Raw genomic sequence first — 18,356 nt, forward strand, 5'->3', positions numbered from 1 at the left:
CCACCGGCTGCCCGGCGGGTTCTCGCCGCTTGCCCGGCGGCCCTACCCTCCGGGCCATGACGTACGAGCCGATGATGGTTCCCGCCCCGAGGCCCAACCGGACACTTCGTACGGTCCTGATCGTCGTCGGCGCCCTACTGGCGTTGTGCTGCGTGGTTGGCACCTGCGTCGGCCTCTGGCTCTACCGCTCGGTCAAGGACACCGTCGAACCGGTCCGGGTGGCCACGACGGCCTACCTCGACGACGTACAGGCCGGCAACTACGCGGGCGCGTACGGGCGGCTGTGCGACCGGGTGCGCGACACCATGCCGCAGGAGGACTTCGCGCGGGTCCAAGGCGCGCAGCTGAAGATCAGCAGTTACGAGATCACCGGCGTGAACGTCAACAACTACAACGGGCGGGTCACCGGGACCGTCCAGGTCGAGATTGTCCAGGAGGCCACCGGTGCGAAATTCACGCAGGGGGTGGCGCTGGTCAAGGAGGACGGCGACTGGCGCGTCTGCCAGTGAGTCACAGTGCCGTCGGGGCACGGGAGTCGCCCGGGTCGTCGGTCTCCGGCGGGTGAGTTACGGTAAAACCTGACGTTCACGTGAGGGAAAGGCTGTGTGGCTGGCGTCACCGGCCGGGGGAGGGGTCCATGCGGATCGGGGAACTCGCCACGAAGACCGGGGTGTCGGTACGAGCCCTGCGCTACTACGAGGAGCAGGGCCTCCTGGCTTCCGCACGAAGCAGTGGCGGCCAGCGCCACTACCTCGACGACGCGGTCGACCGGGTGTATCTGATCCAGATGCTGTACGCCGCCGGCCTGTCCAGCCGAACCATCCTGGACCTGCTGCCCTGCGTCGACGCGAAGGTTAACACACCGCAGTCGCGGGCCATGCTGCGCGCCGAACGCGACCGCATCGATCAACAGATCACCCAACTCCGGCAGGCGCGCACGCGGCTCGACGAGGTCATCACGCTCAGCGAGAGCCCGGCCAGCGGTTGCACCCGAGCTGACACCGACGCCGCCGTGGCGTAGCGACGCGGCGGGTCCCCGTCGCCGACGGCGGGACCGGTGATGCCGGAGCGTCCGGCCTGCGGTGTGTGCATGATCTGAGCTTGCGGCGATCGGTGGCAGCTCAGCAGGGCGGCGCTCGGCGTGTCGAGCTGCTCAGCTGCCAACGATCAAGGAATGAGCCAGCTCCGGGATGCCGTAGTGCTGGTCGAGGACCTGCATGGCGGCGCCCGCGGCGATCACGTCCGCGCCGAGACTGGACAGGGCCACCTCGGTGCTGAGCCAGGCCGCGCGACGGGCGTCCGCCCCGACGGCCTCGGTGACCGCCGCGAGATAGGTCTGCGGGTGCCGGAGGAGGTCCGCGCCCGCCAGCACCACGTGGGCGAGGTCGAGGGTCTGGAGCAGGTTGACGACGCCGACGGCCAGCACGCGGGCGGCGTGCGCGATGTCTCCGGCCTCGGCGGCGCGGTGGTGCACGATCTCCAGGCAGCCGTGCCGGCCGCAGACGCAGCGGGGCCCGGTGAGGTCGACGACAGTGTGGCCGAACTCGCCAGCGTTGGTGTGCGCTCCCCGGTGGGCCGCGCCACCCAGCCAGAAGCCTCCGCCGATGCCGGACTCGACCATGATGAGGGCCGCGTCGCCGAACGTCGCGCCGTGCCGCCAGGCCTCCGCCGTGATTCCCGCGTTGACGTCCTTGTCCAAGTGGACGGGGAGGCCCAGGTGCTTCTCGGCGATCTCGCGCAGCGGTACGTCGTGCCAGTGCCGCAGGCCGTGGGCGTCCCGGACCAGACCGTTGGCGTGGTCGAGTGGGCCGATCATGCCGATGCCCAGCCCGGTGAGCCGACTCCGCAGGTCGCCGATGCCGGCCATCGTGTCGATGCCGACGCTCAGGGCGTCGAGGAGCTGCTCCGGGGTGAAGTCGCGGGGCAGCGGGCTGACCGCCGAGTGGTGCACGGTGCCGGCCAGGTCGACCAGGACGAGCCGCAGCGTGCGCCGGGCCACGTGGGCGCCGATCGCGTACCGGCTGTCCGGGACGAGTTCGTAGACGACCGCGGGCTTGCCGATGCCCGGACGCCGGACGCCGGCGGGGCGGATCAGGCCGTCGGCTGCCAGCCGGGCGATGACCTTGGAGACCGCCTGTGGTGTCAGACCGGTGGCCTGGACCACCGTCGAACGCTCGAAGGTGCGGGCCGTGCGGCCCACCGCCATGACCAAGGCCTGGTTGTAGCCGCGCAGGAAGCTGACGTCGGCAGTGACGCGAGTCATCTCACCACCCTATTACGCAACGCTGTTGCTAAATTTTTTCGGTGATCGAGTTGAGTAGAGGTCGACGGTTGGCGGCGCTGGCCGCTCTGGCACTGGGCGGCGTCGCTGTCGGCCTGACCGAGTTCGTGGCGATGGGGCTGCTGCCCGACATCGCCCGCGGTCTGCTCCCGCACGAGTACGCGCAGTCGTCGTCTGACGCTGTCGCCCGAGCAGGCTGGATGATCACCGCGTACGCGCTCGGCGTCGTCGTCGGCGCGCCGCTGATCGCCGCGTTGAGCGCGCGCCTGCCCCGCAAGAAGCTCGTCCTCGGGCTGCTCGTGCTGTTCGCCGTCGGCACTGTCGCGTCCGCGCTCGCCCCCACCTTCGACCTGGTGCTGGTGGCCCGGTTCGCGGCGGCGCTGCCGCACGGCGCGTACTTCGGCGCGGCCGGTCTGCTCGCGGCGACCCTGATGGGCCCCGGTAACGAGGCCCGTGGCTTCGCCACAGTGCTCGGCGGTCTGACAGTGAGCAACCTGGTCGGCGTACCCCTCATCACCCGGCTCGGGCAGACGGTCGACTGGCGGGTCGCGTACCTGGTCATCGCCGGCTTCTTCGTGCTCACCCTGCTGGCGGTGCTGGCGGTCGTGCCGGAGGTCGCCGCGGCGGTCGACGGCTCGCCGGCCGCCGAGTTGCGGGCGCTGCGGACCTCGCAGGTGTGGCTGGTCGCCGCGACCGGCGCTGTCGGTTTCGCGGGCTTCTTCGCGGTGAACACCTACATCGCACCGGTCACCACCGACGTCACCGGCCTCTCCGCCGCGACGGTGCCGTGGACGTTGGTCGCTGTGGGTCTCGGGATGACCGTCGGCAACGCCCTGGGCGGCTGGCTGGCGGACCGCGACCTCCAGCGGAGCATGCTCATCGGCTTCGTGGCGATGATCGTGAGCATCGCCGTGTTCAGCCTCGTGGCGTCGACAGGCGTCGGCCTGTTCGTGGGCGCGTTCCTGGTCGGTGCGACAAGCCTCTATCTTTGTCCGGTCCTACAGGCGCGCTTGATCACCGTCGCCCCGGGAGCGCAACTGATGGGCGCGGCGGTCAACCAGTCGGCCATGAACATCGCGAACAGCCTGGGCGCCGCGCTGGGCAGCGTCGCCATCGCCGCCGGATTCGGTTACCTCGCGCCGGCCCGGGTGGGCGTCGTCCTGGCGGTCGTCGGGTTGATCCTGGGGGTGGTCAGCTTCGCCGTCGGACGACGAGTGCGCGAGCGGGTCCCGGCCACCGTCTGACGAGTGCGCGCGGGGCCCGGCCACCGTTCGACGAGTGCGCGCGGGGCCCGGCCACCGTCTCGACCTGCGATGGCCGGGCCGTCCGCGAGACGCGGTCAGAAGTCGTCCACGCTGACCGTCACCCGGTCGGTGCTCGATCTCCAGTTGGGCACGTTGATCACCTCGTAGCCGCCGCCGCGTTGGCCCACGGTGATCCGTACCAGGCCGAGGTGGGCCGGGGCCGCCGGGATGAAGACGTCCATGCCGGTGATGAAGGTCTGACTGAAGAACTCCGGCAACGGTGCCGTCAGGTCCGTGACGCCGTCGCTGCCGTCGTCGAAGGCGAAGATGCCGATCGTCCGCTTGACGCGCGGGGTGTTCGCCGCGTTCAGGACGTCCCTGCCGTTGATCCAGAGGTGGTCGCCGGCGTCGCCCTGGTCGCCCCACCACTCCTTCTGCCGTTGGATCGTGAGCGCCGTGTGCCGGTCGCTGGTCTCGACCAGGCCGCTGAGGCCCTCGCCCGGCTCGCTGGTCGCGAGGCGTACGAACGAATCAGAGCGGAGGAACGGCTGGAGGTAGAAGTGGTGCGTCGCGGCGCCCTGGCGCACGATGGCGAACTCGTAGCGGGCCGTGGCGAGCACCGGGAGGGGGCCGAAGGAGCCGTCGCCGCCGAGTGGCAGCCGATGCGCGGGCCTCTGTGACAGTCGGCCGCCGGTCAGCGGACTGACCGGGTAGACCTCGAGAGTCGCGCCGGTGACGCCGACGTTGCTCGGGAACAGCACGGCGCGGCCGGAGACCCGGGCGGCGCCGAAGAGTTGCGGCACGATCCGCGTCGTGTGGGGCGCGCGGCCTCGGAGGAAGCCGAAGATCTCGGTGAACGACTCCTCCGACGACACGGTCTGGGTGTGCGACTGGTCCGGCAGGCGCACGTTGGTGGCGCCGACGACGGCGCGGGCCGGGTCACCCTCGCCCCAGATCGCCAACGTGGGCACACCACCCGGCGGCGAGGTGGCGGTGCGCCCGTCCAGGTTGACGTAGTGCGCGACCCGGGCGGCACGCTCCGGCGAGCTGTTGAGATAGCCCTGCGAGACGAAGGTGCCCAGCGAGTGCGCGACGAGGTCGACCCGGTCCGCGCCGGTGGCCGCCAGCAGGCGGGCGATCCGTGCGTCGAGTCCCGCGTACACCTGGGGCAGGATCGTCGCGATGTTCGGGGAGTCGTACTCGTGGGCTTCGATGATGTCGATCGGGTACCCGTTGCTGGCCAGCCGTTTGGCCTGGGTCTCGAACTGCGCCGCCGATCCCGCGCTGCCGTGTACGAAGATCACTGGACGGTACGTCGGTGTGGCGGCGGCTTCGGCGCGTGGAACGGCGACGGCGGACAGGCTGGCCGCGAGGGCGACCCCGGCCACCACGGAGAGCAGCCTCCGGCGAGATGTGTGCATCGATCCTCCACCTGGACGGACGAAGTATTTGCACTACTAGCGCAAGTATCGTGTCAGGGTGGGGCGCGATGGTCCACACCTTGCGGTCAGTTGACCTTTGCGGCGAGCAGGTCGCCGACGGCGGCGCGGACCGGGTCGGGGTTCGACCAACTCCAGTTGGGGTGCGCGCGGTTGGTGAGCAGCGCCAGGACGAGTTTGCGATCGGGCGCGACCAGGAGCGAGGGGCCGGCGAACCCGGTGTGGCCGAAGGTACGGGCCGAGGTGAGCTTGCCCATGAACCAGCTCTGGTCGAGGACGACGCCGAGGCCGTGCGCCGAGGTCCGGTTGCGGCGCTCGGGGTCGATGGCGGGTTTGCCGGCGTTGTGGTTGGTGAGCATCCGGCGCACCGTCGCCGCGGCGAGGATCCGCTTGCCCTGGTGGGTGCCCTCGTTGAGGAGCAGCTGACCGATGGCCGCGAGATCGGTCGCGGAGGCGAAGATGCCGGCGTGACCGGCGATGCCACCGAGGTGGTTGGCGACGTCGTCGTGGACGACGCCACGGAGCAGCCCTCGGGACGAGCGGGCGTCGGTGGCGACCAGCCGGCTGGCCTTCGCAGCGGCCGACAGCCAGCCGTTCGGGTTGAAGCCGGTGTCGCGCAGGCCGAGCGGGTCGGTCAGGTTGCTCTTGAGCGCCTGGTCGAGCCGCTGGCCGGTGACCTTCTCGACGATCTTGCCGGCGACCATGAGCCCGACGCTGGAATAGCGGAACGTGTTGCCCGGCACGGCCCCGGAGACCAGCGGCGTGGTGAGCACGGCGTTCCAGCGGGCGGCGTTGTCGGGCAGGCCGGTGACCTGGGCGCCGACGGGAAGGCCGCTCGTGTGGGTGAGCAGCATCTCGACGGTGACCTGCTCCTTGCCCGTGCCGGTGAAGGCGGGCAGGTAGTCGCGCACCGGTGCGCCGAGGTCGACTCGCCCCTTGTCGACCTGCTGCAACAGCAGGATGGCCGTGTACACCTTGGTGACCGAGGCGAGGTCGAAGATGGAGTCCGGTCGCATCGCGACGCGCTGGTTCGCCGCGAGCAGCTTCGGGCCCGCCTCATAACGCAGCGCCTCACCGACAGCGGTCCGCACCGTCATCTTTCCGCCCACCAGGACGAGAGCGACAGCACCGGGGAAACCCTTGTGTTGCACCGTCTGCGGGGTCGCGGGCAGGTGTCGCCGGAGCAGGGCCGTCACGTCCTGCGCGTAGCGGGCCTGACGCACTGGTGGGTTGCCGCCGACCCCTGCGTCCGGTGCCCTGGTCGGCGACCCGGGGTCTTCCGCCGCACCAAATCCGACCCGGCTGCCGCTGGCGCCCTTCCCGGTCGCCGCGTCGCCAGGGCCGGCCGAACCGGGGTTCGGCGCGCCGTTGTCGCGGCAACCGGTGAGGGCGGAGGTCGCGGCGGCCAGGCCGGCCCCGAGCAGAGTACGACGCGCAACGGGCATGTCGGAGATCGTGACAGCCGGCCCGACAACATGCCACCTGACCCGTCCGAACGTCGGCTTCGTCCGACCCATCGGCCAACAGGTGGTCATCTGGCGGACACAGCCGGTTGCCATTCAGGCGGTTGTGCGACGATCGGCGGGCATCACGTCGAACGACCGTCCACCGGTCTGTCCGCGCACGGTCGCGGACAGCAACCGGGGAGGGCACACACCTCGTTACCCCCTTGGAGAGCACGATGTCCCTCTCCCCGTCCCGGGTCTTCGCAGAGCTGAATGCAGCTCGACCCCCTGACCAGCCGTCCCCGACGATGGGCACTGCCGTCGTGGTCGGCGGCAGTGTCGCCGGTCTGCTGGCCGCGCGGGTGCTGTCCGACCACGCTGACACCGTCGTCATCATCGATCGGGACGACCCGCAGGTGACCGGCGCGCGGCCCGGCGTACCCCAGGGGACACAGCTGCACGCGCTGCTGCCCGGCGGCCTCTTCCAGCTGGAGCGGCTGTTTCCCGGATTCCGCGACGAGGCACTGGCGCGCGGAGCGATCGAGGCGCCGCCCACGGCCCGGCGCAACTACCTCGACGGGCGGCTGAAGGTCGTCGTCCCCGACGACGCCGACAGTCTGGCGGGCAGTCGGCCGCTGCTGGAGGGCCTCATCCGCCAGCAGGTGCTCCGACTGCCCAACGTCAAGACGATCACCGCCCGCGCCACCGGCCTCGTGTTCGACGGCACCGCGGTCACCGGGGTCAGCTGTGAGGTCGGCGGCGTGCCCGGTGTCGAACGCGCCGACCTCGTGGTGGACGCCATGGGGCGGTCCAGCCGACTCTCGGAATGGCTGGAGCAGGCCGACTGGGAGCGGCCGGTCACCCGGCGGATGACAGTGCACCTCAACTACGCGACCGCCCTGTTCCGCCGCCCGGAGGTCACCCCGGCCTCGACTGTCGTGCTGGCTTTGAACACGCCGAGGATGGCGATGGACGTGGCCGGAGCCGCGTTCTTCGCGATCGAGGACGGCCGGTGGATGGCCATGATGGCCGGTTACGGCGACGACCGTCCGGGGCGTACCGCGGCGGACTTCGTCCGCCGCCTGCGCGAGCAGTTCCCACCGGAGTTCGGCGAGGTCGCTGACCAGGAAATGATCGGCGACGTCCAGACCTACCACCATGCCGACAGCCGGCGACGGGACTTCCACGAGCTCAACCGGTTCCCCGCCGGTCTGATCAGCGTCGGTGACGCCGTCGCGTCGTTCAACCCGGTCTACGGGCAGGGCATGACAGCGGCGGCCCTGCACGCGGCCTGCCTGTCGACGTACCTTCGGTCCGGCCCGGACCTGAGGGCGCCCGCGCGGCACTACCTCGCGCTACAGAAGGTCGTGGTCGACGCCGCCTGGTCGCTCTCCACCTCGGCGGACCTGGCGTTGCCCCACGTCGACGGGCCCTACCCGCGCGGCTACCGGTTCTCCCGTTGGGCCAGCGGCCAGGTCATCGCCGCGACAGTCACGGACGTGGCGACCGCGCGGCGGTTCAACGACGTCGTCTCCATGCGCGAGCACCCGCACTCGCTGGCCCGCCCCGGCGTACTCCTGGGCGCCCTGCGCGCCAACCGGCGCGCCCGCTGAGCGTTTGACTCGGCGGCCTCGCCAGCGAGGCCGCCGGGCACGCTCTAGCGGGGGATCTTGCGGAGGGTGTCGACCACGAAACGGTGGTCGTCCAGCTGCGGCAGGCCGGAGACACCGACCCAGCCCACCACACCGGTGCCGCGTACGCGCAGGGGCACCGCGCCCCCGGCGGCCGCGTACCGCGAGGCCGGCAGGCCGAACCGCTCGGCCAGCGTCACCTGCTTGTCCTGGCACAGCCGGGCCATGTAGAGCGAGGAGTGCTCGAACCGCATCACCACCCGCCCCTTGCGGCGCAGCCACGCGTCGTTGTCCGCCGTCGACCCCGGCAGGCCACAGTGGAACAGCTGCCGCCCGGCCCGCCACACGCCCACCGAGACCGGCAGCCGCTGCTCGGTAGCGGCGGTGACGGCGAGCATCCCCAGCTCGTACGCGTCGGTCTCGGACAGGCCCGCGAGCTCCAGCTCGTTCTCCTCGCGCAGCAGCTCGTCCAGCGTCGGCCACGATTCACGGTCAGCTGACATGTTCATCTCCTTGTTGATGCGGGCGGTCATCCTCGTCGTGCGGGGGGCGATCACCAGGCGCAGGGCGCGTAGTCCTTGAGGAAGCAGCCGTACAGGTCCTCGCCCAGCTCGCCGCGGACGATCGGGTCGTACACCCGGGCGGCGCCGTCGACCAGGTCCAGTGGGGCGTGGAAGCCCTCGTCGGCCAGCCGCATCTTCGTCGGGTGGGGGCGTTCGTCGGTGATCCAGCCGGTGTCGACGCTGGTCATCAGGATGCCGTCGGTCAACATCTCCTCGGCGCTGGTGCGGGTCAGCATGTTCAGCGCGGCCTTGGCCATGTTGGTGTGCGGGTGCCCCGGCCCCTTGTAACCGCGCCCGAACTGACCCTCCATCGCCGACACGTTCACCACGTACTTCCGACGGGCCGCCGCGGCGGCCATCACCGGGCGCAACCGGCTGACCAGCACGAACGGCGCGATGACATTGCACAGCTGCACTTCGAGCAGCTCGACCGGGTCAACCTCCTGGACCCGCTGGACCCAGCTGTTGACCGAGTCGAGGTCGGGCACGAGACCTCCGGCGTCGATGGCCGTGGACGCCGCGATCCGTTCCGGCGAGGCCGAGCCGCTGGTCAGCGCCAACGCGGTGAGCGCGTGCGGGGTGAGCGCTGTCGACTGTGGCCCGGCGGTCAGGCTGCCCACCGGGACGCCCTGCCCGTCCGGCTTGGCGAACGTGATCAACTCCGGCAGCGGGCCGTCCGGCAGGGCCGCGGCCTCGGCGGCGATGAGCTGCGCGTACGCCCCGGGGGACCGGCGGACGGTCTGCGCCGCGTTGTTGATCAGGATGTCGAGAGGGCCCTGGCTGCTGACGTCGTCAGCGAGGGCGATCACCTGGGCGGGGTCGCGCAGGTCGATCCCGACGATGCGCAGCCGGTGCAACCAGTCCGCGCTGTCGGGCATCGCGGCGAAACGGCGGACCGCGTCGTGCGGGAACCGGGTCGTCACCGTCGTGTGCGCGCCGTCGCGAAGCAGCCGCAGCGCGATGTACATGCCGATCTTGGCCCGGCCGCCGGTGAGCAGCGCGCGCCGGCCGGTCAGGTCGGTGCGGGCGTCGCGGCGCTCCCGGTTCAGCGCGGCGCAGGACGGGCAGAGTTGGTGGTAGAAGGCGTCCACCTCGCGGTAGCGCTGCTTGCAGACGTAACAGCCGCGCGGGTTGTGCAGGAAGCCCGCCGTCTCGCCCGCCGCTGACGACGCGAGCGGAATGCCCTGCGTCTCGTCGTCGATCCGCCCCGGAGCGCCGGTGGCGGTGGCCTCCGTCACCGCGCGGTCGGCGGCGAGGATGGCGTCCCGCCGCTCCTCCCGCCGCCGCTGCTTGATCACCTTGTAGAGCCGGGCGGTGGCCCGCTGCACCTGCACCACGTCGGGGTGATCGGAGGGCAGCGCCTCCAACGCCTCGAAGACGCTGAGGCAGGCCTCCAGCCGGCTTCGGTCAATACCCTCTTGACCGTTTTCGGTAATGTTGTCCACCGTCATGCGTCGTTGTCTCGTCCCGTATCCCGTGCCGGCTCCAGCCGGCCCGCCCCAAGTCCGACCCGAAACGGTACGCGCCTCACGGCCTCCGACGCACCTCGCGGCCGCCCGGCGTGGTGCGCCTCGCGGCGCTGTCAGTCGGCGTCGGCGTGGCCGAGCCGCCAGTAGCCCATGAAGGCCACCGCCCGCCGGTCCAGACCCCGCTCGGCGACCAGGTGCCGGCGCAGGTTACGGATGACGCCGGCCTCCCCGGCCAGCCACGCGTACAGCGGCGCCGAGGCCACCTGCTCGGGCACCTCCCACAGGATCTCGGTGTCCACGTCCACGTCCGGCACGGGTTGGCCGGCCGCCGACGCGCCGGGGGCCAGCAGTTCCCCGGCCGCCGCGACGACGGCGGGCACCAGCCGGCTGCCGTACCCGTCGGCGCCCCGGGCCAGCCAGCGGACCTCGACGCCAGGTGGCGCGACCAGCGGCAACACGTCGGTGGGGTCGGGCACCTCCAGCACGACAGTGCCCCGGGCGTCGAGGGGGAGCCGCTCGCAGATGCTGCTGATCGCCGGCACGGCGGTCTCGTCCCCGGCCAGCAACAGCGTGCCGCCGGTGGACTGTCGAAACTCGACCCCGCCGTGGTTGCCGTCGAAGCCGGCGTCCGGCCCGACCAGGGCGATCTCGTCGCCGACGCTGGCCCGCCGAGCCCAGCGCGTCGCCGGGCCACTGTCGCCGTGCAGCACCAGGTCGACGTCGACCTCGGCCAGGTGCGGGCGGACCGCCCGCACCGTGTAGGTACGGATCGGGTTGCGCAGGTGCTCCGGCAGGGCCCGCCACGTCGCGTACCAGTCCGCGCCGTCCGGCAGGGTCGCCCGGTCCTGACCGGGCAGCGGCAGCGCCAGCTTGATCCGCTGGTCGTACCCGTTGTCGGCGAAGCGGTCCAGGCCCGCCCCGGTGAAGGTCACCCGGGTGAAGGACGGGCTCAGTCGGCGTACCGCGCGGACGGTGACGGCGAACACACGCCACGGGGCGATGGGCAGGGTCTCGGTCATGGTGCCTCTCTCGGCTCGGGCCGGCTCTACCGGGTGGTGCTCGCCACGGCGCGGGAGCGCCACAGCAGCCAGACGAAGTACGGGGTGCCGATCATGGCGGTGACCAGGCCGGCGGGGATCTGGGCCGGAGCGATGACCGTCCGGCCGAGGGTGTCGGCGATGCCGACCAGCGCCGCGCCGAGAAGGGCGGCCACCGGGAGCACCCGGGAGTGCCGCCCGCCGACGAGCGCCCGCGCGGCGTGCGGGGCGACCAGACCGACGAAACCGATGACCCCGACGGCCGAGACGGCGGTGGAGGTGAGCAGCGCCGCCGCGCCGAGCGCGATCAACCGGGTGCGTTCCAGCCGGACGCCCAGCACCCGGGGGGTGTCGTCGTCCAGCGCCATCAGGTCGAGTTCCCGGCGGGCGGCGACCACGGCCGGGGTGAGCACCAGCAGGGCGATCAGCACCGGCAGCACCTGGGTGGGCATCCGACCGTAGGTGGAGCCGGACAGCCAGGTCAACGCCTTGCCGGTGTTCCACGGGTCGAAGGCGACGACCAGGTAGGTGATGACCGCCATGCCGCCCTGCCAGGCGCCGAAACCGATCAGCACCAGTCGGTCGGAGCTCAGTCCGCCGCGCCAGGCCAGGCCGTAGACCAGGGCGAACGCCAGCATCGCGCCGAGCCCGGCGACGCCGGAGACGGCCCACACCCCGGCCAGCGGCACGAAGGTGAGCAGGGAGACCGCGCCGAGCCCGGCGCCGGCGGTGATGCCGAGGATGCCGGGTTCGGCCAGCGGATTGCGGCAGACCGCCTGCACCGTGGTCCCGGCGATCGCGAGCGCCGCGCCGGCCAGGACCGCCGCGGCGACGCGCGGCCACCGCTGGTCCAGCACAAAGGTGTACGCGGGCCCGGTGGTGCCGTTGACCCAGTTGACCACGTCACCGAGCAGCACCCAGGTGTCACCGGCCAGCATGCCGACCGCCACGGCGCAGACGGTCAGGACTGCGGTGGCGGCGACGACGCCGCGGTGGAAGGCGGCCGAGCGGACGGCCGCGTGCCCGCCGGGCGGACGGCGGGTGGGGCCGGCGTCGCGGTGCCGGCGGGCCAGCCAGATGAGGATCGCCGCGCCGAACAGGGTGGTGACCACGCCGGTGGGGATGTCGACCCCGGCCTGCCCGCCCATCACGGCCCGCAGCAGCACGTCCGAGCCGAGCACGATGATGACTCCGGCGATGCCGGACAACGGCAGCAGGATGCGGTGCCGGTGCACGCCCGGCACCACTGGGGCGAGCAGCCGGACGATCACCGGTGCGCACAGACCGACGAAGCCGACTGGGCCGGTGAGGGTGACGGCCGCGGCGGAGAGCAGCACGGCCAGCACCATGACGGTGAGCCGGGTGCGCCGTACGTCGAGGCCGAGCACTGTGGCGGTGTCGTCGCCGAGGGCGAGGATGTCGAGGCGGTGCCCGAGCAGCACGAGCACGACGGCGGCGCCGACGATCACCGGAGCGAGTTGGGTCAGCGCGGTCAGGTCGCTCTGCACCAACGAGCCGTTCCCCCAGGCGAACAGCCCGATGGTGGCCTGCTCGAACAGGAGCAGCAGCAGTGTGGTCACCGAGCCCAGCGCCAGCGCGGTCGCCGAGCCGGCGAGGATCAGCCGGGTGGTGCCGGCCTGCCCACCGGAGGACATCGCCATCACCAGGCCGGCGGCGGCCAGCCCGCCGCAGAAGGCGAGACCGCCGGCGGGCAGCGCGGGCAGCGAGACGCCGAACGCGGCGACGGCGACGATCGCCAGGTGGGCGCCCGCGTTGACCGCGAGGGTGTCGGGGGAGGCGAGCGGGTTGCGGGCGATCGACTGCAACGCCGCCCCGGCGAACCCGAGCGCCACGCCGATGGCCAGCCCGGCGAGAAGCCGGGGCAGCCGGGACGCGACCAGGACGCGGGCCGCCTCGTCGTCGGCGCCGGTGGCGAGCCGCAGCAGGTCGAGGGCGCCGACGTTCGAGGTGCCCTGGGTGAGGTGCACCGCGCCGACCGCGAGCAGCAGCAGGACCGCGGCGACGAAGACGCCGGCGACGCGGGGCACGGCCAGGCGTCCGCCCGGAGCCGGCCGGGTGGCCGGCTCCGGGCGTGGGGGCGCGTTCAGCACGCTCACACCGTGTACGTCTTGACGAGCTCGTCGATGTACTGCTTGCCGGAGAGCGGACCGCCGAAGGTCCAGATGCCGTTGGGCATCTTGTGCAGGTTGCCCTTCTGCACGAAGGGCAGCGACTTCCAGATGGCGTTGCCGGCGAGACCGTCGGCGAACACGTCGTCGCCGTCGGAGGCGTTGTAGAAGAGGCGCATGTTCGGGTCCTTGAGGACCGTCATGCCCTCGACGTCGGTCTGGCCCAGGCCCCACACCTCATCGGTCTTGCCGGTCCAGGCGTTGGTGAGGCCGAGCTGGATGCCGATCTGGGAGACCAGCGCGCCAGTGCCGAACATCCGGATGCTGACGGTGCTGCCCTCCTTCCAGCCGTCGGCGATGGCGAACTGTCGGCCGGCGGCACCCGCGTCGGCGATCTTCTTCTTGCCGTCGGCGATGGCCGCGTCGAAGTCGGTAAGCAGCTTCTCGGCCTCGGTGGTCTTGCCGACCGCCTTCGCGATCATGTTGAGGTCGGTGCGCATCCGGCCGAGGTTGTCGGTGGCGTCACTGCCCTTGGCCACCACCACGGGCACGAACTTCTCCAGCTGGCTGACAATGTTGGCGCCCCGGTCGTCCTCCATCACGACGAGGTCGGGCTGGAGGGCGACGATCGCGTCGACGCTGGGCTCGCCGCGGGCGCCGACGTCCTTGACGCTCGGGTCGAGCTTCGCGGAGGTGACCCAGGTGCCGTAGCCCTTGGGGTCGGCGACGCCGACGGGCATGACGCCCAGGCTGACCAGCAGCTCGGTCTCGCCCCACTCAAGCCCGACGACCTTTGTCGCCGGCGCCTTGAGGGTGATCTCCTTGCCCCGGCTGTCGGTGACGGTGACCGGGCCGCCGGCCGCCGAGGCGGAGGTGTCGGGGGTCGCGGCGTTCTCGGTGGTGCCGCAGGCGCCGAGCGTCAGCGCGGCCGCGACGGCGATGAGGGCGGTGAAACGGGTACGGGTCATGACGGTCTTTCTCTGCTGTGGATGGGGGTGCTCAGACCAGGGCGCGGATCTGGTGCCGCCCGACGGGGCGGGTGGTGACCAGCCCGCTGATCGGATCGGTGGTCACCTCGATGCGGATCCCGTAGGTCTCGGTGAGGGCGTTCTCGGTGAACACCGCTGCCGGGGTGCCGGTGGCGCGGACCCGGCCCTGCTGCAACAGGACCACCTCGTCCGCCACGGCGGCTGCCTGGTTGAGGTCGTGCAGCACGACGCCGACGGCGACGCCGTGATCGTCCGCGAGGTCACGGACCAGGTCGAGGATCTCCACCTGGTAGCGCAGGTCGAGGAACGTGGTGGGTTCGTCGAGGAGCAGGACCGGGGTGTTCTGGGCGAGGCAGGTGGCCAACCAGACCCGCTGCAACTCGCCTCCGGAGAGTTCGTCGACGGGACGGTCGGCCATCGCGGCGACGCCGGTGACGTCCATGGCACGTGCGATGGCGGCGGGACCGTCCGGATCCTCGGTGCGCCAGCGCCCCCGGTAGGGGTGGCGGCCGTAGCCGACGACATCGCGGACGGTGACGCCGCTGGGCACCGGCCGGCTCTGGGCGAGCAGGGTGACCCGCCGGGCGAACTCCCGGGCCGCGAGGCTGGCGGCCGTGACGCCGTCGGCGAGGTGCACGATTCCGGCCTCGATCGGGTGCAGCCGGGCCAGGGCCCGCAGCAGTGTGGACTTGCCGCTGCCGTTGGGCCCCACCAGTGCGGTGACGGCACCCGCGCGGAGGTTGATCACAGCATCGTGCACCACCGGCACACCGTGATAGCCCAGCCGGAGGTCGACGCCGGACAGGCTGCGCTCCCCGCTGACCGACGCCAACTCGTTCTGCATGAGGTTAGGCTAACCTAACCGAATGACGGCCTGTCAAGCCGGTCGCGGGGCCGTGACCGGCCTGGCGGACCGGTGGTCGTCGGGCTCGTGCGCGCGTGGGGGATGCTGACTCCGTGCACATCGCGACCCTCGGCCCACTCGCCGTCGACGGCCAGCCCGTTCGGGGTGAGCGGCTCGTGGCGGTGCTCCGCGCGCTCGTCGACGCGCGGGGACGGGCGGTTTCCGTGAGCCTGCTCGTGGACGCCGTCTGGGACGGCGCGCCACCCGACGACGCGACCGGCGCCGTCCAGGCGCTCGTGTCCCGGGTGCGCCGTCTCGGGCTACCCGTGGTCGCGGTGCCGGGCGGATACCGGCTGCCCGTCGAGGAGATCACCGTCGACGCGGTCGAGGCGCGCGCGCTCGTCGATCAGGCGGGCGTCGTGCTCAAGTGCGGTGACGCCCGTGCCCTGGCCGATCAGGCGCGGGCCCTGTTCCCCGATGTGCCGGAGTTGGTCAGCGCCGAGGACACCCGCCTGTTCGCGGAGGTCGCCGCGCTGCGCGCGCAGGCGGCACTCGCCGGCGTGGGCCCGTTCGACGAGGTCGATCTGGGCCGACTCGTCGCGCGGACACCGCCGGACGAGCCGTCCGCCGCCCTGCTCGTCCGGGTGCTGGCCGCGCAGGGGCGGGAGGCGGAGGCGCTGGAGGTTGTCGAGCGGCTGCGCGCCGACCTGGCCGACCGGTACGGCACCGACCCGTCGCCCGTGATCACCACCGTCCACCTGGCGTTGCTGCGCGGCGAACTCAGCGCACCGCCCGTCGCGGCGCCGCCCCGGCAACCGGCGCTGATCACGCTGCCCGCCGCGTGGCGCCGTCCCATGGCCGCCCTCGTCGGGCGGGAGCGGGACGTGAAGGCCGTCACCGACGCGCTCGCCGAGACACCTGTCGTGACGATCGTGGCGACCGGCGGGGCGGGCAAGACCCGGCTCGCCGCCGAGGTGGCCAGGCGCACGGCGGCGGGTGGGCGGGCGGTACGCGTGATCGAACTCGCCGGCCTGCGCTCGCCCGACGAGGTGCTGCCCACTGTGCTCGCCGCGCTCGGCGGCGCGGACACCACGGCCACCGGCGGCAACCTGGGTCTGGAACGGCGGGTCCTCAGCCCCGAGGAGCGGCTGCGCGCCGTGGCGCCGGACCTGGACGGGCTGGTGGTGCTGGACAACTGCGAGCACGTGCTCGACGCGGTGGCCGTCGTCGTCGCGGACCTGGTCGCGGCGGCCTCGCCGGAGGTCGCGGTGCTCGCGACGAGCCGCGCCCCACTGGGCCTGGTCGGCGAGCTGGTGCACCGACTGACCGCGTTGCCGGACGCCGACGCGCTCGCGCTGGTCGAGTCCCGGGCACGGGCCGGCGGCGCCGTGCCGACCTGGGACACCGAGCGGGCGCTCGCCCTGTGCCACCGGCTCGACAACCTGCCGTTGGCGCTCGAACTGGCCGCCGCGCGACTGCGGCACATGCCGATCGACGACGTGCTCGCCGGGCTGACCGACCGGTTCGCGCTGCTCGACGACGCCCTGCGCGGCCTGCCCGAGCGACACGCGAGCCTGTGGGCGCTTGTCGACTGGAGCAGGGAACTGCTCGCCGAGGCCGACCGGGACCTGCTCCAGCGGGTCGCTGTCATTCCCGCGCCGTTCACCGCGGACCTCGCCGCCGCCGTCGCGCAGGCCCCGGACGTCCGTCGCGGCCTGGCGACCCTCGTCGAACAGTCCCTGTTGACCCTGGTCGAGGGGGACGGCCCACCGCGCTACCGCATGCTCGAAACGGTCCGTGAGTACGGCGAGGCCCGGCTGGACGCGGCCGGCGGCCGGAATCAGGCCATGGCCGGCCTGGTCCGGTGGGCGCGGGAGCAGGCCGTCGCACTGGCCGGCCGCTTCATCGGCCCCGGCCAGGTCGAGGCGCTGCACCGTTGCGCCGCAGAGCAGGACAACCTGGTCGCGGGCCTGCGGTGGGCGATGGGAGCGGACGACGAGCCCGCCGCCGTCGACGTCGCCACCGCGCTGTTCCACCTCTGGTCGGTGCGGGGCCTGCACCTGGAGGTCCTGGCCTGGGCGCGCGGGCTGCTGCACATCGACGACCCGCAGCGGCGGCTGCGGTCGGCGATCCTGCGCGGAGCGGCCAGCGGCCGGCCACTGCCCAACGCCGACCGCCTGGCCTGGACGTGCGTGGTGATCAGCGTGAACGCCGGCGTCAGTGCCGATCTGCGGCCCGCCGTGCTCGCCCGGCGGGCGCTGCGGACGCTCCAGGCCGAACGTCCCGCCGAGGTGTCGCCCCGGCTGGCCGCTCTCGCGTCGGCGCTGCCCGGCTTCGACGCGTCCGATCTGGAGCAGAGCTTGAAGAGCGCGACCGAGATGGTCGCGCACCCGGACCCGTACGTGCAGGGGTTGGGGCTGTTCGCGCGCGCGGCCGTACGGGAGAACGGCGGCCTGCCGGAAGCGTCGATCAGCGACGCCGAGCAGGCGTACCACCGCTTCGAGGCCGCCGGCGACCACTGGGGCATGGCGATGGCGGCGGGCGCGGTCGGGCAGTTCCTGGTCCCGGGCGGGGATGCCCGGTCGGCCGAGTGGCTGACCCGCAGCGTCCGGCACATGGAGTTGGTCGGCGCCATGCAGGACGCGCGGTCGATCCGGGTACGGCTGGACGTGCAGCTCGCCCTGACCGGCGACGCGGAGGCGGAGCAGCGACTGGGCGAGACGGCGGCGCTGGGTCAGGCCGAGCAGATCGACGCCGCGCAGGCCCTGCTCGGCCTGGCGCACCTCGCCTGCCAGCGTGAGCGGTACGACGAGGCGCTCGCCCACGCCGACGAGGTGACGCGTGTCCTCGCCGGCTGGGTCGGGCCGCAGCCACAGCCACGCGTGATGCTCCGGGCCACGGCGGCGATCATCTACCTGCGGGTGGCCCAGGTTGGGCGGGTGTCGGGCACCGACGCCACCGTCCAGGCGGCCGCGATGCTGTCGCTCGCCCGTGACGATGCGCTGACCTCGCGGGATTTGCCGGTGATCGGGGCGTGGGCGTCGGGCGGCGCGGAGTTCGCTGCGTACCGGGGCGACGCCGACACCGCCCGCGAACTGGCCGTACTCGCCAAGCGGATCGGCACCCAGATCGAGATGTTCTTCCCCTTTGAAGACGGCGAACGGCTCAACGCCATCCTCGGGAACGAGGAGCAGCGTGAGCCGTTGCTGGCCGCGTGGCGCGAGCGGCCACCCGCCGCGGCAGTCAGCCGGATTCGCGAGCTGATGGACGACCTGCTCGCCTGAC

14 protein-coding genes are annotated in these 18,356 nt (G+C 72.4%); 5 read left to right on the top strand and 9 right to left on the bottom strand.

From position 1 onward, the window contains the following. Window positions 1-56: 56 nt before the first annotated feature. Together ABZS40_RS26465 and ABZS40_RS26470 are read left to right on the top strand one after the other, a co-directional pair. Window positions 57-509 carry a hypothetical protein gene (locus ABZS40_RS26465; RefSeq protein ID WP_354946194.1) on the top strand — a complete coding sequence of 151 codons (453 nt, stop codon included), beginning with the start codon at window positions 57-59 and terminating at the stop codon, window positions 507-509. Between the two features lie 128 nt (window positions 510-637). Continuing rightward, the gene (locus tag ABZS40_RS26470) at window positions 638-1,021 is read left to right on the top strand and encodes a MerR family transcriptional regulator (RefSeq protein WP_354946195.1); all 384 of its coding nucleotides are present in this window, start codon (window positions 638-640) and stop codon (window positions 1,019-1,021) included. A gap of 132 nt (window positions 1,022-1,153) precedes the next feature. On the opposite strand, the gene ABZS40_RS26475 is transcribed toward ABZS40_RS26470, so the two are convergent. Beyond that, window positions 1,154-2,263, bottom strand: coding sequence for an ROK family protein (locus ABZS40_RS26475; RefSeq protein ID WP_354946196.1), 1,110 nt, complete (start codon window positions 2,261-2,263; stop codon window positions 1,154-1,156). Window positions 2,264-2,304: 41 nt separating this feature from the next. On the opposite strand from ABZS40_RS26475, the gene ABZS40_RS26480 reads away from it, so the two are divergent. Beyond that, the gene (locus ABZS40_RS26480; protein ID WP_354946197.1) at window positions 2,305-3,525 is read left to right on the top strand and encodes an MFS transporter; all 1,221 of its coding nucleotides are present in this window, start codon (window positions 2,305-2,307) and stop codon (window positions 3,523-3,525) included. Between the two features lie 95 nt (window positions 3,526-3,620). Here the strand turns inward: ABZS40_RS26480 and ABZS40_RS26485 are convergent, their stop codons facing one another. Continuing rightward, window positions 3,621-4,946 (bottom strand): alpha/beta fold hydrolase, encoded by a 1,326-nt coding sequence (locus tag ABZS40_RS26485; protein WP_354946198.1) that lies wholly within the window; start codon window positions 4,944-4,946, stop codon window positions 3,621-3,623. 86 nt (window positions 4,947-5,032) lie between these two features. Continuing rightward, window positions 5,033-6,409 (bottom strand): serine hydrolase domain-containing protein, encoded by a 1,377-nt coding sequence (locus ABZS40_RS26490; RefSeq protein ID WP_354946199.1) that lies wholly within the window; start codon window positions 6,407-6,409, stop codon window positions 5,033-5,035. A gap of 236 nt (window positions 6,410-6,645) precedes the next feature. Between ABZS40_RS26490 and ABZS40_RS26495 the strand changes: the two genes are divergently transcribed. After that, on the top strand, window positions 6,646-8,022 hold the full coding sequence (locus ABZS40_RS26495; RefSeq protein ID WP_354946200.1) for an FAD-dependent oxidoreductase: 1,377 nt from the start codon (window positions 6,646-6,648) through the stop codon (window positions 8,020-8,022). Between the two features lie 44 nt (window positions 8,023-8,066). On the opposite strand, the gene ABZS40_RS26500 is transcribed toward ABZS40_RS26495, so the two are convergent. The 6 genes from ABZS40_RS26500 to ABZS40_RS26525 all read right to left on the bottom strand — a co-directional run bounded on the left by ABZS40_RS26500 (window position 8,067) and on the right by ABZS40_RS26525 (window position 15,071). Further along, window positions 8,067-8,543: a heme-degrading domain-containing protein gene (locus ABZS40_RS26500; RefSeq protein ID WP_354946201.1), complete on the bottom strand. Its 477-nt coding sequence runs from the start codon at window positions 8,541-8,543 to the stop codon at window positions 8,067-8,069. 50 nt (window positions 8,544-8,593) lie between these two features. Next, window positions 8,594-10,054: an SDR family NAD(P)-dependent oxidoreductase gene (locus ABZS40_RS26505; protein WP_354946202.1), complete on the bottom strand. Its 1,461-nt coding sequence runs from the start codon at window positions 10,052-10,054 to the stop codon at window positions 8,594-8,596. A 131-nt stretch (window positions 10,055-10,185) separates the two neighbouring features. Then, on the bottom strand, window positions 10,186-11,091 hold the full coding sequence (locus ABZS40_RS26510; protein ID WP_354946203.1) for a siderophore-interacting protein: 906 nt from the start codon (window positions 11,089-11,091) through the stop codon (window positions 10,186-10,188). A gap of 26 nt (window positions 11,092-11,117) precedes the next feature. Then, window positions 11,118-13,217, bottom strand: a complete 2,100-nt coding sequence (locus tag ABZS40_RS26515) for an iron ABC transporter permease (protein ID WP_354946233.1) — start codon at window positions 13,215-13,217, stop codon at window positions 11,118-11,120. Between the two features lie 5 nt (window positions 13,218-13,222). After that, entirely contained in the window at window positions 13,223-14,206 is a 984-nt protein-coding gene (locus ABZS40_RS26520; RefSeq protein WP_354946204.1) for an iron-siderophore ABC transporter substrate-binding protein, read from the bottom strand. Window positions 14,207-14,237: 31 nt separating this feature from the next. Beyond that, window positions 14,238-15,071 (bottom strand): ABC transporter ATP-binding protein, encoded by an 834-nt coding sequence (locus ABZS40_RS26525; protein ID WP_354946205.1) that lies wholly within the window; start codon window positions 15,069-15,071, stop codon window positions 14,238-14,240. Between the two features lie 113 nt (window positions 15,072-15,184). Between ABZS40_RS26525 and ABZS40_RS26530 the strand changes: the two genes are divergently transcribed. After that, a complete protein-coding gene (locus ABZS40_RS26530) occupies window positions 15,185-18,355 on the top strand; it encodes a BTAD domain-containing putative transcriptional regulator (protein ID WP_354946206.1) in 3,171 nt (1,056 codons plus the stop codon). The last annotated feature ends 1 nt before the right edge of the window (window position 18,356 follow it).

Origin of the sequence: Micromonospora sp. NPDC005324 (genome assembly GCF_040607155.1) — a bacterium.
Lineage (GTDB): Bacteria > Actinomycetota > Actinomycetes > Mycobacteriales > Micromonosporaceae > Micromonospora > Micromonospora trifolii.